This window comes from Algoriphagus sanaruensis (assembly GCF_001593605.1).
In the GTDB taxonomy this organism is placed as follows: Bacteria; Bacteroidota; Bacteroidia; order Cytophagales; family Cyclobacteriaceae; genus Algoriphagus; species Algoriphagus sanaruensis.
This window is the reverse complement of sequence record NZ_CP012836.1, coordinates 2,746,895-2,759,833: the sequence shown is the minus strand read 5'-3', so window position 1 is coordinate 2,759,833 and position 12,939 is coordinate 2,746,895. Positions and strand designations below refer to the sequence as shown.

Annotated in this window: 14 protein-coding genes; 7 read left to right on the top strand and 7 right to left on the bottom strand. The window is 39.5% G+C overall.

Translation table 11 applies throughout. From position 1 onward, the window contains the following. Position 1: 1 nt before the first annotated feature. Positions 2-562: a 1-acyl-sn-glycerol-3-phosphate acyltransferase gene (locus AO498_RS12105; protein ID WP_067547948.1), complete on the top strand. Its 561-nt coding sequence runs from the start codon at positions 2-4 to the stop codon at positions 560-562. Here AO498_RS12105 and AO498_RS12100 read toward each other — a convergent pair. The 5 genes from AO498_RS12100 to AO498_RS12080 all read right to left on the bottom strand — a co-directional run bounded on the left by AO498_RS12100 (position 555) and on the right by AO498_RS12080 (position 6,076). Next, on the bottom strand, positions 555-1,661 hold the full coding sequence (locus tag AO498_RS12100; protein WP_067547944.1) for a lipase family protein: 1,107 nt from the start codon (positions 1,659-1,661) through the stop codon (positions 555-557). The genes AO498_RS12105 and AO498_RS12100 overlap by 8 nt on opposite strands. Positions 1,662-1,672: 11 nt before the next feature. Further along, complete coding sequence (locus AO498_RS12095; protein WP_067547941.1) at positions 1,673-2,758, bottom strand: formylglycine-generating enzyme family protein; 1,086 nt, start codon at positions 2,756-2,758, stop codon at positions 1,673-1,675. A 57-nt stretch (positions 2,759-2,815) separates the two neighbouring features. Further along, on the bottom strand, positions 2,816-3,829 hold the full coding sequence (locus AO498_RS12090; RefSeq protein WP_067547938.1) for a hypothetical protein: 1,014 nt from the start codon (positions 3,827-3,829) through the stop codon (positions 2,816-2,818). Positions 3,830-4,086: 257 nt separating this feature from the next. Beyond that, complete coding sequence (locus tag AO498_RS12085) at positions 4,087-4,629, bottom strand: ferritin (protein WP_067547934.1); 543 nt, start codon at positions 4,627-4,629, stop codon at positions 4,087-4,089. Positions 4,630-4,729: 100 nt separating this feature from the next. Beyond that, entirely contained in the window at positions 4,730-6,076 is a 1,347-nt protein-coding gene (locus tag AO498_RS12080) for a M20/M25/M40 family metallo-hydrolase (protein WP_067547931.1), read from the bottom strand. Between the two features lie 66 nt (positions 6,077-6,142). Between AO498_RS12080 and AO498_RS12075 the strand changes: the two genes are divergently transcribed. From AO498_RS12075 to AO498_RS12060, 4 genes are all read left to right on the top strand, one after another. After that, positions 6,143-6,658, top strand: a complete 516-nt coding sequence (locus AO498_RS12075; protein WP_067547928.1) for a DinB family protein — start codon at positions 6,143-6,145, stop codon at positions 6,656-6,658. Beyond that, positions 6,658-7,455, top strand: a complete 798-nt coding sequence (locus AO498_RS12070; RefSeq protein WP_067547925.1) for a PhzF family phenazine biosynthesis protein — start codon at positions 6,658-6,660, stop codon at positions 7,453-7,455. Before AO498_RS12075 ends, AO498_RS12070 begins: the two co-directional genes overlap by 1 nt. 14 nt (positions 7,456-7,469) lie before the next feature. Beyond that, the gene (locus tag AO498_RS12065) at positions 7,470-8,177 is read left to right on the top strand and encodes a potassium channel family protein (protein WP_067547922.1); all 708 of its coding nucleotides are present in this window, start codon (positions 7,470-7,472) and stop codon (positions 8,175-8,177) included. Positions 8,178-8,260: 83 nt separating this feature from the next. Then, a complete protein-coding gene (locus AO498_RS12060) occupies positions 8,261-9,745 on the top strand; it encodes a S10 family peptidase (RefSeq protein ID WP_067547919.1) in 1,485 nt (494 codons plus the stop codon). A gap of 68 nt (positions 9,746-9,813) precedes the next feature. Here the strand turns inward: AO498_RS12060 and AO498_RS12055 are convergent, their stop codons facing one another. Further along, positions 9,814-10,701, bottom strand: coding sequence for a glutamate--tRNA ligase family protein (locus AO498_RS12055; RefSeq protein WP_067547915.1), 888 nt, complete (start codon positions 10,699-10,701; stop codon positions 9,814-9,816). Positions 10,702-10,817: 116 nt separating this feature from the next. Between AO498_RS12055 and AO498_RS12050 the strand changes: the two genes are divergently transcribed. Further along, positions 10,818-11,546 (top strand): hypothetical protein, encoded by a 729-nt coding sequence (locus tag AO498_RS12050; protein ID WP_067547912.1) that lies wholly within the window; start codon positions 10,818-10,820, stop codon positions 11,544-11,546. Here AO498_RS12050 and AO498_RS12045 read toward each other — a convergent pair. Continuing rightward, positions 11,543-12,046 (bottom strand): DUF4442 domain-containing protein, encoded by a 504-nt coding sequence (locus AO498_RS12045; RefSeq protein WP_067547909.1) that lies wholly within the window; start codon positions 12,044-12,046, stop codon positions 11,543-11,545. The genes AO498_RS12050 and AO498_RS12045 overlap by 4 nt on opposite strands. 93 nt (positions 12,047-12,139) lie before the next feature. On the opposite strand from AO498_RS12045, the gene AO498_RS12040 reads away from it, so the two are divergent. Then, entirely contained in the window at positions 12,140-12,934 is a 795-nt protein-coding gene (locus tag AO498_RS12040; protein WP_067547907.1) for a M48 family metallopeptidase, read from the top strand. Positions 12,935-12,939 lie beyond the last annotated feature (5 nt).

The following is a 12,939-nucleotide window of genomic DNA, read 5'->3' as shown; positions in this document are numbered from 1 at the left end:
TATGATGAAATTATTTTCCAGATTTATTTTCTGGATTTCAGGGTGGAGTCTCAATGCCAACTGGCCAAAAGGACTGAAGAAGGCAGTTTTAATTGCGATCCCACATACTTCCAATTGGGATATTTTATACGCCCGTGCGGCATTCTATTTAATGGATATTCCGGTTAGGTTTACGATCAAAAAAGAAGTAATGATTGGTCCTTTAGGATGGTTGTTATCAGGTCTTGGAGCAATTCCTATCGATAGGAAGAGGATTCCCGGAGGTAGAAAACAAACTTATACCGAAGCCATGACTCAGATGTTGGCTGAGGCAGATGAGTTGGTGGTAATGGTGACTCCAGAGGGAACAAGAAGTGCTGTAAAAAAATGGAAATCAGGATTTTATCATACAGCTCTTGGAGCAAACGTTCCTGTGGTGATTGGGTATTTGGACTACAAGAAAAAAGAGGCAGGAATTGGTCCAGTAATTTATCCGAATGGGGATATGGATGGACAAATTGAAGAAATGAAAGCTTTTGGCCGTACTGTAACTGGTAAGCATCCCGAAAAGGGAATTATTTAAGGTCTTCCTCAAATTGGGCTTTAAGTAGGAAATAATAAGGTCTCAAACCATGGTGTTTGAAGACCTTTTCTTTTTCCTCAGGATATCGTTTCCAATATTCGATATTAGGCTGCAATACGATAAAGTTACCGGCTCTGGTAAAGTGATTACTTGGGCTGTAAATGGGGGATTGGTAACTAGGTAAGGTCTTTTTTACTTGCTTTCCAGCATAAAAGCCCAAATACTTTTCAAAATTCCGCTGGGCATTCCGAGTCGGTTTATTTAGTCGATTGTAAACCTTTTTAAAAATCAAACGCTGAGGAAACTTCTGTTTTTTAATGAATTCCGAAGCATCTGTAAATGGATTGGTGGAATTAAAATCTTGAATCGTTTGAATTGAAAACGGGACTTCAGGTACCCAATCTGCTGCATTGACAACGTTAAAAGCCCATCCGCCTTGGGTTAGGAATTCGTAATGGTAGGCAAAAAATAAATTTCCTGGCTTGGGGGCAGCACTACAATAAGTTTTTATTCGGATGGGGTCAGTCCAACGACCTTGAGACTTTAAATAATTAATATATGCGGTCATTAAGTAGGCGATAGCACCACCTTGACTATGGCCTGAAATGATAAAGTCGCGATAACCTGATCCGTAAAGTGAATCCATTTTCGGGATCAAGGTTTCTGCTAATGCACCGGTTGCCAAGGTCCAACCAACATGGACTGCGGCTTTAGGATCTGGGCTTAAGGTATAGTCGAATCGATAATCATCTCTGATTTGAAGCGTTCCTTTCGCAGGAATCATGGCGGCATAGAAGTTTGCAAGCCAAGAAGTGGGAGTGTTAGCAGTACCTCTTATATTCAACCAAGCCTTTTTTTTCTCTTGATCTACCCACAGATACCATTTGTTTTCTAAGCCTACGATGGGGGATTCATAAATTTTAACCAGACTTGGATTCTTTGGAATCCCGTTTGTAAATGCCGTGTCTTGAACTGGAGCAGCTGTAATCCCTAAAAAGTCGGCATATTCTTTTGCAGAAAAACCAGGAGACAATTGAGCAAAAGAGTCCATTGTCAAGAAGGTGATCACTAATACTGCTAACCAGAAAAATCTTTGCATATCCTCTTTACCTATTCTGATATAGGATCTTTTACCAATCTAAACCCAACATTTGAGGTGCCCGAGTCAAATGCCTGTCCTTGACGAGCCGAAGGTCGGTAGTTTACGCAGTAATTTGCTGCACAAAGAAATGAACCTCCTTTGATTACCCGTTCTTGGGCAAATGGGTTGTTAGGATTGTAGCATGGGTTCATTCCCGCATCCAGTTTTGGAGCTTTACCTGCAATACGTGCATATTTAAGTGCGTCATACCAATCGGAAGTTAATTCCCAAACATTTCCTATCATATCATAAAGACCAAAAGGATTGGGAGCAAAAGAACCAACCGGGGAAGTTCCTTCAAATCCATCTTCTCCTAAATTTTTATGAGGAAAAGTTCCCTGAAATGTGTTGGCAAGGTGAATTCCGTCTGGAGTTAATTCATCTCCCCATGCGAATCTTCTCCCATTCACGCCGCCTCGTGCAGCAAATTCCCATTCAAATTCAGTGGGAAGCCTTTTGCCCACCCATTCAGCAAAGGCCAAGGCATCATCGTATGCAATGTGAACTACTGGGTGATTTTCTCTGCCACTTAAATTTGAGTCTGGTCCTTCAGGATGTCGCCAATTTGCGCCTGTAACCCATTTCCACCACAGATTGATATCCTCTGTCGGAACTTGATAGGATGGGGGAGAAAAGACCAAAGAACCGGGTAAAAGCAAAGAATCGTCAGGTTTGGGGGTATTTGGAGGCAATTGCTTTTTTAATTCTTCCCAATCCACAGGCCTCTCTGCCAATGTAATGTATCCTGTAGCTTTGACAAATCGCTCAAAATCAGCGTTAGTGATTTCATTAACATCCATCCAAAACCCTTTTACTTGAACCTCAACCGCAGGCTTTTCATAGTCATAGGCTTCGGGATCATTTGACCCCATTTGAAATTTCCCTCCAGGAATCCAAACCATTCCAGATTCCTTTACTGGCGGTTCAGAGTCAGTAAATTCTACAATTGAGCTTACTTCTGAAATGGGTTGCTCCGTTTTTTGAGGTTTGGAAGTACAGCTTAAGGTGAAATAAATACTTCCAAGGATAAATAGGATCAGGTACTGAGATTTCATGTAAGAAAGATAGAACAAATGAGTTCAGATACACAACTTACTATTCTCTTTGATCGGTTACAAATCTTCTAAAAGCGCAATTTTTGAGTGTACTTTCTTTCGAAGTTTATTGAAAAATTGTTTTCGGTCTTTTTCACTAGTTCCGCTGATCAAGGTTGACTTTTTCATCAGGTTATCAAGATTCTTGAACATGGATTCGTTAAACTTTTTGTCTTTTGACCCTACAAAATAGATGACACTGTGATTGAGATAAGTGATTTTGTTATCACCGATTTCGGCCATAAAGGTATTGTCCCCCAGGACTATTTCATTGACATACAATCTGTATTCTGCTGCATCTGGTTTGGGCTGTTGACCAAACATGCATTTACGACCAGTTTCAGCCATTATTTCCAAATGATCAATGACTTCTAAAACACAGTTGTATAATTCTTTTACGGTTTTTGAGGAGGGAATAAATCCCATGTCGTAGTAAACTTCAATCTGACGCAAAGTGGTGTGAAGACCTTCTTCATTCCAGATTTCTGAAGTAGGGACCTTATTGTAAACTTTTAAAATTTGTTGAGTGATCTCCTGATAAGGAGCAAAGAAGTTTTTGTCTACACTGAAAGTTTCATTTTTAAGACTATCGAAATACAAAATGGATTTCATCCAAAAGAAAAATTTAAAACTGGCAAGAAGCGGGTGGTAATAATGGTGAAATGGCGGCATATCTTTCACCAAGAAGTACACATGTTTTTTAGAAAAACTGTTTACCAAATTCAATTGATCCAAAACATCTTTCATCCATTCATGAAAGGCTCCTTCAGTATTGTTATGAATTTTACCATGAAATAAAATGGCATTAGTTTCTAAACTTAAAAACTGATCCATCGAGATATTAAATCGCTGACAAATCAGTTTGATCTCGTCAAAATCCAGGAGCTTTTCACCACGAATCCTTCGATAAGCACTATCTATACTTACTTGTAAAGTTTCTGCTATTTCATCCACCAAGGAGGCATACGATGGAATTGTCGATTTTAAACTTAGAAAGAATTTTGATTGAGAATTAGTAGCAGGAAGCGTCATAAAATAAAATCAAAAGAAGGAATCATCTTAGGGTTTGGTTGCGATTTCATTTTTTGCATAGATCCTCACTAAGGATTTTCCATTGAATCATTGCATTAACTAAATGATGTAGCAACTTGGATTTGTATTAGTAATTTTTATAAAAAATATTAGAATTATCAAATAAAAACTGAAATATGGATTTATTATTTAATAAAATGATCAAATAAAAAAAGCGTCTTCATTGAAGACGCTTTCGATATAAAATTGCAAAACACTTATTCACCACTATGCGCAGCGGCATGCAGTTTTCCCAATTCCTGATCGATGGTCCATAAGCCGATGCCTTCTTCACCAATAATTTCAAATAGCTCAAGTGCTCGTCTAGACATGGTCTCCTCCTCACGTTGTTCGGTTACATACCATTGCATAAAGCTGAATGTTGCAAAATCCTTTACGCCAAAGGCATGGTCTACAATGTTATTGATGGATTTGGTGACTTTGATTTCATGTTCTAAAATCAATTCAAACACTTCTCTTAGTGAATTGAAATTATGTCGAATGCCTGTGATTTCTGGCTGAATGGCGTGACCTCCAGCCTCATTGACATAGTGAAATAACTTCATCATATGCATTCGTTCCTCATCAGCATGGGTGTACAAATATTTCGCAGCATTTGCATAACCCATCATATGACACCAAGAGGCCATGGACAAATAATACGCCGATGATTTGCCCTCCATTTCGATTTGCTGGTTGAGTAAAGTCTCAGTATCTGGCAGTAGGGAACGCTGTAGCGTTACGATTTCTTTCTGTTTCATAGTTCTAAAAGATTATTTGATATGATAACACTAGTTGAACTTGAAATGATTCCTGTCAGGTCAGGATTTGCCCAATTTAGAATTGGTTTAAGTCGAAATTTTAACGTGTTAATGGACTTGGAAAAGCAGCTAAACTTTCTTCTTCAGTTGGACTAACCGCTTGAACCGCAAAGAAATAATTATCCTTGCTATAAGGTAGGGTCAAGGTGGTTTCTGTAGTGAAAAACTTCTTTTCCCACATAGGCGAAGAGGTTTCTCTCATGAGTACATAGTACCCTTTTACCTTCCCAAATTCAGGTGCCTTCCACAGCAAGGTTGACTTATTAGATAAGCCTCTCACGTCAATTTGGACTTCTTGAGGCATACTTGGAGCATTTGCCAATGAGGCAGCAGAGGCAATATTTACTGCAGAAACCTTTCTCAAATATTCAAAATCCATAAATTCTGGAAGATCGCCATACTGAATGCCATTTTCCACTCGTACATTTTCATGTTGATGAAGGAAATTTTCATTCATCTCAGACATTCTTACTGCAGTAAATCCATTTCGCATAAACGGCGTTTGGTCTCCTCCTCGTAAAAACCGATCACTTCTGTAAATCAATTTTACCTCCATTTGATCTACATAACGTTCTCCAATTTCCTTGATATATCGGGCCAATTGTCTAGATCGGCTGTCATTATCGGAGTTGGTGTATCTCCGAATGGATGCAGCCCTTTCGTCTTCTGCTAACGGAATACTCTCTGAAAATACTCGCATGACCGTATTATTGCTGATTAGGGTTTCGGAAGAATTTGAATTCCCGACGATGTCATTGTTTAATACCGCTTCTATTTTCCAGCCTTCTTCTTTTGCTCTGTCCGCCAAATAGGTGGCTCCTTTTAATCCCTGTTCCTCTCCAGTAAATGCAACAAATAGAAGCGTTGCAGCGAATTTTTCTTTGGCCATCACCCGAGCCAATTCCATCACTAAGGCGACACCACTTCCATCATCATTGGCTCCAGGTGCGATGCCTTCTGCATCCATGACATCTCTGTTTCTTGAATCTAGGTGGCCGGAAATCACGAAGATTCTAGGATCATTTGGATCTGTGCCTTTTAAGGTGGCGACTACATTGGCAACTTTTGAGTCTTGGGTAATACGTCTTCCATCTCCAGGAGTGATGAATTCTTGGATCTCAGCGGTCATTCTTCCTTCAGAACTTTTCGCAAATTCCTTGAATCTGGATAGTACATAAGCTTGTGCAGCAAGCATGCCTTTTTCGGCGTCTGTGTTTAAGGTATGCCGAGATTCAAAGGAAGATAGTTCATAGATGTATTTCTTCAAGGAGTCTGAAGAAACCTGATGGACCATCTGATCGATGGATGAATTTCGAATAATCGCTTGTTGGGAAAATGCCATCATTGATAGCCAGGAAAGCGAAAGGGTGAATAAAATTTTACGCATGTTATATTTGATTTAAATGCTTGGCTAAATTTAGGTCTTACTTCAAACACCCAAATAAACAATTACATGAACACCCTTGCAAAGCCCCAGAAAGGGGAATATGCTGATTTTTATGAAACCTATATTTCCAAACTAGGTAATGAAAATTATGTGAGCCTCCTTAATGAGCAAATAGAGGAACTTAAGGCCTTATTTAAATCCAAGCCAGAAGGTTGGGAAAATCAAGGATATGAGGTTGGAAAGTGGTCGCCAAAAGAAGTCCTAGGACATATCATCGATACTGAGCGAATCATGACTTTTCGGGCACTTTGTTTTGCAAGAGGAGATCAAAATCCTCTTCCTGGATTTGATCAAAATCCCTACGTCGAAAATGGGAAATTCGGACAAGTATCACTGGATGATTTATTAGAAGATTTTGAATTTCAACGAAAAGCAATTCTAAGTTTTGTGAAAACACTCTCTGCTGAGGTTTTGGAAAATAAAGGAATAGCAAGTGGAAATCCGATATCAGTTCGGGCTTTACTCTGGATAATACCAGGTCATTTTATCCATCACATGAACCTATTTAAGGAAAGATATTGATGAAAAAGATCCCAATCACGGTAGTTGATGCTTTTACAAAAAAGACATTTGGGGGAAATCCAGCAGGAGTTTGCCTTTTGGAGGAGGAGTTGCCTAAGGAGCTGATGCAACAGATCGCCTCAGAGATGAATCTGAGTGAAACTGCATTTGTTCTCCGGTCTTCTAATCCTGGTGAATTTAACTTAAGGTGGTTTACTCCGACTCTTGAAATAGACCTTTGTGGTCATGCTACCTTAGCTAGCTCGTTTTGGATGCTTCGATCAGGATGGGTAAATCCTGGCGAATTGATGCGTTTTCAAACCCGAAGTGGAGAACTTCGAGTAAGAGCAGATGATCAAGGGATTACGATGGATTTCCCTTTATTACCTACCTATTTGGATGTCCACCCTAAGTTTTCGATTGAGTTTTTTGGAAAAAAAGTGATTCAAGCTGCTCAGCTTCGGAAAAATTGGATTTTAGAATTAGAATCGGAAGATGATGTACGATCTGTCATTCCGGACTTTGGAATAATTGCTGAAAATTCGGAGGAAGGTATCATTATCACCGCCGCAGGAACAGGAGAATTTGACATTGTCAGTCGGTTTTTTGGTCCAAATGTAGGAGTACCGGAAGATCCAGTGACAGGTTTTGCGCATTGTGCGCTTATGGATTATTGGAATCAAAAAACCGGAAAGATTCATCTTAAAGCGTATCAGGCAAGTCGTAGAGGAGGTAGTTTAGAAATTGAGAAGCATGATGATCGTGTTTTTCTGAAAGGAAATGCTGTAGAAGTACTGACTGGAACCATTCAACTTTAAAACTCAAATTACTCATGCCTTATTCCTTCAGAGTCAAGCGGATTATCAAACATTTCAACGATTATTGGTTGAATGATATCAGTTTTCTCTTACTCTTGGTGGTCCTGGTATTTACGGCTTTTGTCTTACCTGTATTGATTGAATATGGGCATATCGACATGGTCTATGTCAATTTGGTATTCATTTTCTTATTCTTCACAGGGATTTGGTCTTCGAATAATCAAGGCTTGATTTTGATCACAAGTTCTTTATTCTTGACTCAAATTGTATTGAGGATATTGCGATTCAGTGATTTGCCTTATGAATTTTACTTATTGGAGCGAATCTTTGGCTTGATCAATATGGCGGTATTCATCTTTATGAACATTCGCTTATTGTTTAGAAACAATGAGGTAAACCTATATCGAGTGATTGGAGCTGTAAATGTGTATTTGCTTTTGGCAATTTTGGGGGCATTCGCCTTTGAATTGATTCAATTAACCATCGGCAGCTCGATTGTAACTACTGAAATCAATCCCAAAGATCAATTGCTTACTGGATCAGATGAGGACTTTTCGATTTACATTTATTTCAGCCTGGTGTCTTTGACCACGGTTGGATTTGGGGATTATGTCCCTATCAATATCCTTTCTAAAATGGTCTCGGTTTTTCTATCCACTGTTGGAATTTTATATCCCGCCGTAGTCATTGCAAAGTTGGTTGGCTATTCTTCCCACCGCTGATTTTCCTGTTTCCACTGATGTAAAATCAAGTGATAACTTGAATGCATTCTCCTTACTTTTCAATTGGATTTAATCTGTAAACTATGAAAAAACTATACATCAGCTTGGTGGTTATGCTGGCCTGTACGCTAGCCACAGCACAAACAGTAAGGAAAATAGAAGTGGAGTCAAAAGTGGAAACCACTTCCGAAGTAACCATTAAAGGTAAACGTGTTCCTTATAAGGCAACTGCAGGTACCCAGCCAGTTTGGGATGACAAAGGAGAGCCAATTGCTTCCTTGTTTTATACCTATTATGAGCGCACCGATATCACGGATAAAACAACTAGACCACTTGTCATTAGCTTTAATGGAGGTCCAGGTTCTGCTTCGATTTGGATGCACCTTGCTTATACTGGCCCTGTGATTTTGAAAATCGACGATGAGGGATACCCTGTACAGCCCCATGGTGTAAAATCAAATCCAAATTCAATTTTGGACGTAGCGGATATCGTTTACGTAGATCCTGTCAATACAGGCTATTCCAGAATTGTGAAAGAAGATACGCCACGAAGTACTTTCTTTGGCATCAACTCAGATATCAAATACCTCGCAGATTGGGTAAATACCTTTGTGACTCGTCAGAATAGATGGTCATCTCCTAAATATTTGATTGGAGAAAGCTATGGCACAACACGCGTAGCGGGCTTAGTTTCCCAATTGCAAAATTCCCATTGGATGTATTTTAACGGAGTTATTCTGGTTTCTCCTACAGATATGGGAATTGATCGAGAAGGACCTGTGAAAATGGCTAACTACTGGCCTTACTATGCTGCTACAGCTTGGTATCACAAAGCACTACCTGCAGAACTTCAAGCCAAAGATTTGGATGAAATTTTAGCAATCGTTGAACCTATGGCAGTGAATGAAATTCTTCCTGCAATGGTTAAAGGAGGCAATTTATCTGAATCTGAACGAGAGGCTATCGCCACCAAAATGGCCTATTATTCTGGTCTCAAAAAAGAAGCAATCCTTAATTATAATCTGATGGTTCCTACGAGTTATTTCTGGAAGGAACTGCTTCGAGAGCGAGATGGAATGACCATCGGTCGATTAGATAGCCGATATAAGGGATTTGATCGAATGGAAGGTGGAGAGCGTTATGATTTTGACCCTGCCTTGACAAGTTGGAATCATGCATTTGCACCGGCATTTAATTACTATGCCAAAAACGTTTTGAAATACAATACAGATTTGACCTATAATTTATTCGGTCCAGTAAACCCTTGGGATAGAAGCAATGAGACTACTGGATATGATCTAGGTACAGCCATGAGACAGAATCCATACCTGCATCTGATGGTTCAGTCAGGTTATTTTGATGGAGGTACAGATTACTTTAATGCCAAATACAGTACCTGGCATATCGATCCGAATGGAAAAATGAAAGACCGTATTTTCTTCAAAGGCTATCGATCAGGTCATATGATGTACCTAAGAGCAGAGGATTTAGTGACTTCCAATGAGGATATCAGACAGTTTATCCAAAAGTCTTCTGTGGCTCCTGGACAGCCTGCCCAATACAAATAAGTTCGATTAGAAATCATCAAAAAAAGCTGGGGTGACCCAGCTTTTTTTATGTTCTTGATTTTGGTGAATTATTCATTCTTTGGCAGGATGTGAGATTTAAGTTCTTCCAAGGAAGAGACTTGGTGAGATAGCCCTGCCATTTGGCCGATCAACCCTAGTACATTTGGAAGCCTTTTTCCTCCTTTTCTTAGAAATTGAATAGAAGTTGATCCTGAAGACTTAGATAGTTTGGTTTTATCGGGACCTTTTAGAATGGCATGATGGTGAAAAGTGGCTCGAGGAAAGCTCGATAATTCCAGGAGTCTGGCAAGATCAAGTTGTGCTAGTGTAGAAGGATATAAGTCATTGCCACGCACAATTAAATCCACACCAAATTCCTCATCGTCAATCACTGATGCCAAATGATAGGAGGGGGCTCCATCTTTTTTTTTGATGATATAAAAAGCTGTTTCTTCAGGGATCAATTGGGTAATTTTTTTTGTTGAATAAGCTAGAAAGCTCACAAAATCAGCATCCAATGTATTGATTCTCCAAGCAATATCAGGCTTAGTCAAAGGTATTCTCCGATCCAAACAATACCCCAGGTAATTACCAGCAGGATTGATTTCTAGAATTTTCTTTCTACTGCAATCACAGCCAAACACCAATTTGGAATCCCTCAATTTTTGCATTCCCTCTTGGTATTTTTCCATTCGGTGCAGTTGAGACCAGTCCGACTCAAACTCTTTAACGTTTTTTGGACCTTGGTCAATTGCTATTTCTAAAAAGTCTAAAGTATCAAAAATGTCTTCCACATATTCTTTTCGATACCTTTCTCGATCTAAATCATCAATGCGTAACAGAATTTTAGCGCCTGTTTCCTCGGCGATAAACTTGGTTAATAAAAAGGAATAGGCGTTACCAAGATGAAGAAATCCACTAGGCGTAGGTGCAATTCGCGTAAGGTTGAAATTCATCTTGTAAAGGTAAGTGAATCCCAAGATTCAACTGGAAAAGAAAAGTGATTAGCCTTAAAGTTCTTTAACAGCGAAAAGTTTTTTGCCCCATTTCATCCCTGTATTTTTGAGCTGTTATGAAGTTGCTACTAACCCTAGTTTTTTCAATTGTATGCTATTCCTTAAGCCATTCCCAAACGTATTCGGGAAATGTAATTGACGCTTTTGACAAAAATTACCTTGAAGGTGTGGAAGTATCCATCACCGGAAAGGGAACTTCTTTTACGAATAATCGAGGTTATTTTACCATTTCCGGATGGGCCGGAGATACGTTAAAACTCAATTTTCCTGGATTTTTGGAGCGAAAAGTAGTGCTCGGAGTAGAGCAGTTTTTGCTGTTGGAAATTCAAGACCGAGCTCGTTTGCTTCCGACCTTTCAAGTCAATGCAGAACCGTATCGATTTCGGTTCAGAGATGGTAAACTTACACTGATTGAAAATGAGGAGATTGAAGAAAAGCCCTTTGCCCAACAAACGATGGCAGCTTCAGACCCTTTTTCACTCAATCCGAATATCTCGATTTATGGTCCGATCAGTTATTTTACCAAGCGGAATCGACAACTCCGGCAATACGACGATTATCTCAAATGGGCCCAGCGTAGAGTTGGTTATTTGGAGATTATTGACTCAGATTCGGTAAGAAATTCCTTGATGGACCAATATGCCATGAATAGGCAAGATTGGGATGAGGCCATCATCCGATTTAATGAATTTCATCAAACTCATGAGTTTCTGGATTGGTCCAAAGAGCGAGTATTGAATGCCCTTCAGGATTTCCTTCGTCTTGAGAAAGTTTTGTCCTATTAATTTTTTCTCTTGAACGACCAAGTCACAAAGAATCTAGCGACCTCTTCTCCAGATGTATTTCTTCCTATCGAAATCATGGTTAATTGATTGGATTCTCCCGGCTTTAGTGAATCTATCAACTCAAAAAGTTCATTTCCTTGATCACAGGTAAAGGTTATTTTAGTATTGGCTTTTTTGCTGTATTGCGCACGAAAGTCCACTACCAGCATCGAAAAAGCTCCTTTTCCAGCTAAGGCCATTTGGCATAATGCTCCAGTGCTTAACTCAGCAGCACCGGCCAGGGCCGCGAAATAAATGGATTTAAATGGATTTTGGCTTCTCCAGAAATAAGGGATGCTTACTTCACATCGATCTTCAGTAAGAGTTTTGATTCTTAATCTCCAAAATACTGCCGAAGGCAGTTTGGCAAGCATAGCAAACCAGAAAATGATTGGATTGGTCATTTTTGATTGATAACTAATGGCCGCCTTGGTTAATTTTGTAGAAGATTGAATAGTCATAATCGATGGATTTGGATGGAAAATACTAAAATTTGAATTGGCTTTCCACCTTGGTACTCTTTTTGAAATTTATCCTAGAGAAAATAATCAACAATGAAAAATTTTATTCTTTTCCTTGCGCTATCTGCGTTCACTTTTGCTTGTGCCAAAGTTCCTCTAACTGGTAGAAGTCAATTGGCCATGGTTCCAAATGAAGAAATTCAACCTCTTGTCAATGAGGAATATCAAAAAGCAAAATCGAGTGCTAAGATTCTTACTTCTACTAAAGATGGGCAGTCTGTCGTTCGGGTAGGAACGAAAATGGCAAAAGCGGTAGAGGCATACTTGATCCAAGAAGGCTATCAAGATTTGGTAAAGGAATTTGCTTGGGAGTTTAATCTATTGGAAAGTGATCAGGTCAATGCATGGTGTATGCCGGGGGGGAAAGTTGCATTTTACACGGGGATCATGCCAATCTGTAAAGATGAAACGGGTATCGCTGTGGTTATGGGCCATGAGATTGCCCATGCAGTGGCTTCTCACGCTCGAGAGCGTATGTCCAATGGACTTTTACTGAATTTTGGGATTTCTGCCTTGTCCACTGCCATGGGACAAAATCCAACCCTTACTCAGCAGATATTCCTTCAGTCGGTGGGTGTTGGTTCACAATTAGGCATGTTAAGCTTTTCTAGAAAGCATGAGTTAGAAGCAGATGAAATGGGATTGATTTTCATGGCAATGGCAGGATATGACCCAAGAGAAGCACCGGTATTTTGGGAAAGAATGGCTGCAAAAGGAGGTCAAGCTCCTCTGGAATTTTTATCCACTCACCCAGGTCCAGATCGAAGAATCGAGCGTTTGAATGCCAATATGCCCAAAGCTTTAGAATACTATAATTCAGCCAAATAAGCTTT

What these genes read in the sequence shown, in the direction of transcription:
- AO498_RS12105 (WP_067547948.1), top strand. Translation starts at nt 2, where the DNA reads ATGATGAAATTATTTTCCAGATTTATTTTCTGGATTTCAGGGTGGAGT.
- AO498_RS12100 (WP_067547944.1), bottom strand. Translation starts at nt 1,661, where the DNA reads ATGCAAAGATTTTTCTGGTTAGCAGTATTAGTGATCACCTTCTTGACA.
- AO498_RS12095 (WP_067547941.1), bottom strand. Translation starts at nt 2,758, where the DNA reads ATGAAATCTCAGTACCTGATCCTATTTATCCTTGGAAGTATTTATTTC.
- AO498_RS12090 (WP_067547938.1), bottom strand. Translation starts at nt 3,829, where the DNA reads ATGACGCTTCCTGCTACTAATTCTCAATCAAAATTCTTTCTAAGTTTA.
- AO498_RS12085 (WP_067547934.1), bottom strand. Translation starts at nt 4,629, where the DNA reads ATGAAACAGAAAGAAATCGTAACGCTACAGCGTTCCCTACTGCCAGAT.
- AO498_RS12080 (WP_067547931.1), bottom strand. Translation starts at nt 6,076, where the DNA reads ATGCGTAAAATTTTATTCACCCTTTCGCTTTCCTGGCTATCAATGATG.
- AO498_RS12075 (WP_067547928.1), top strand. Translation starts at nt 6,143, where the DNA reads ATGAACACCCTTGCAAAGCCCCAGAAAGGGGAATATGCTGATTTTTAT.
- AO498_RS12070 (WP_067547925.1), top strand. Translation starts at nt 6,658, where the DNA reads ATGAAAAAGATCCCAATCACGGTAGTTGATGCTTTTACAAAAAAGACA.
- AO498_RS12065 (WP_067547922.1), top strand. Translation starts at nt 7,470, where the DNA reads ATGCCTTATTCCTTCAGAGTCAAGCGGATTATCAAACATTTCAACGAT.
- AO498_RS12060 (WP_067547919.1), top strand. Translation starts at nt 8,261, where the DNA reads ATGAAAAAACTATACATCAGCTTGGTGGTTATGCTGGCCTGTACGCTA.
- AO498_RS12055 (WP_067547915.1), bottom strand. Translation starts at nt 10,701, where the DNA reads ATGAATTTCAACCTTACGCGAATTGCACCTACGCCTAGTGGATTTCTT.
- AO498_RS12050 (WP_067547912.1), top strand. Translation starts at nt 10,818, where the DNA reads ATGAAGTTGCTACTAACCCTAGTTTTTTCAATTGTATGCTATTCCTTA.
- AO498_RS12045 (WP_067547909.1), bottom strand. Translation starts at nt 12,046, where the DNA reads ATGACTATTCAATCTTCTACAAAATTAACCAAGGCGGCCATTAGTTAT.
- AO498_RS12040 (WP_067547907.1), top strand. Translation starts at nt 12,140, where the DNA reads ATGAAAAATTTTATTCTTTTCCTTGCGCTATCTGCGTTCACTTTTGCT.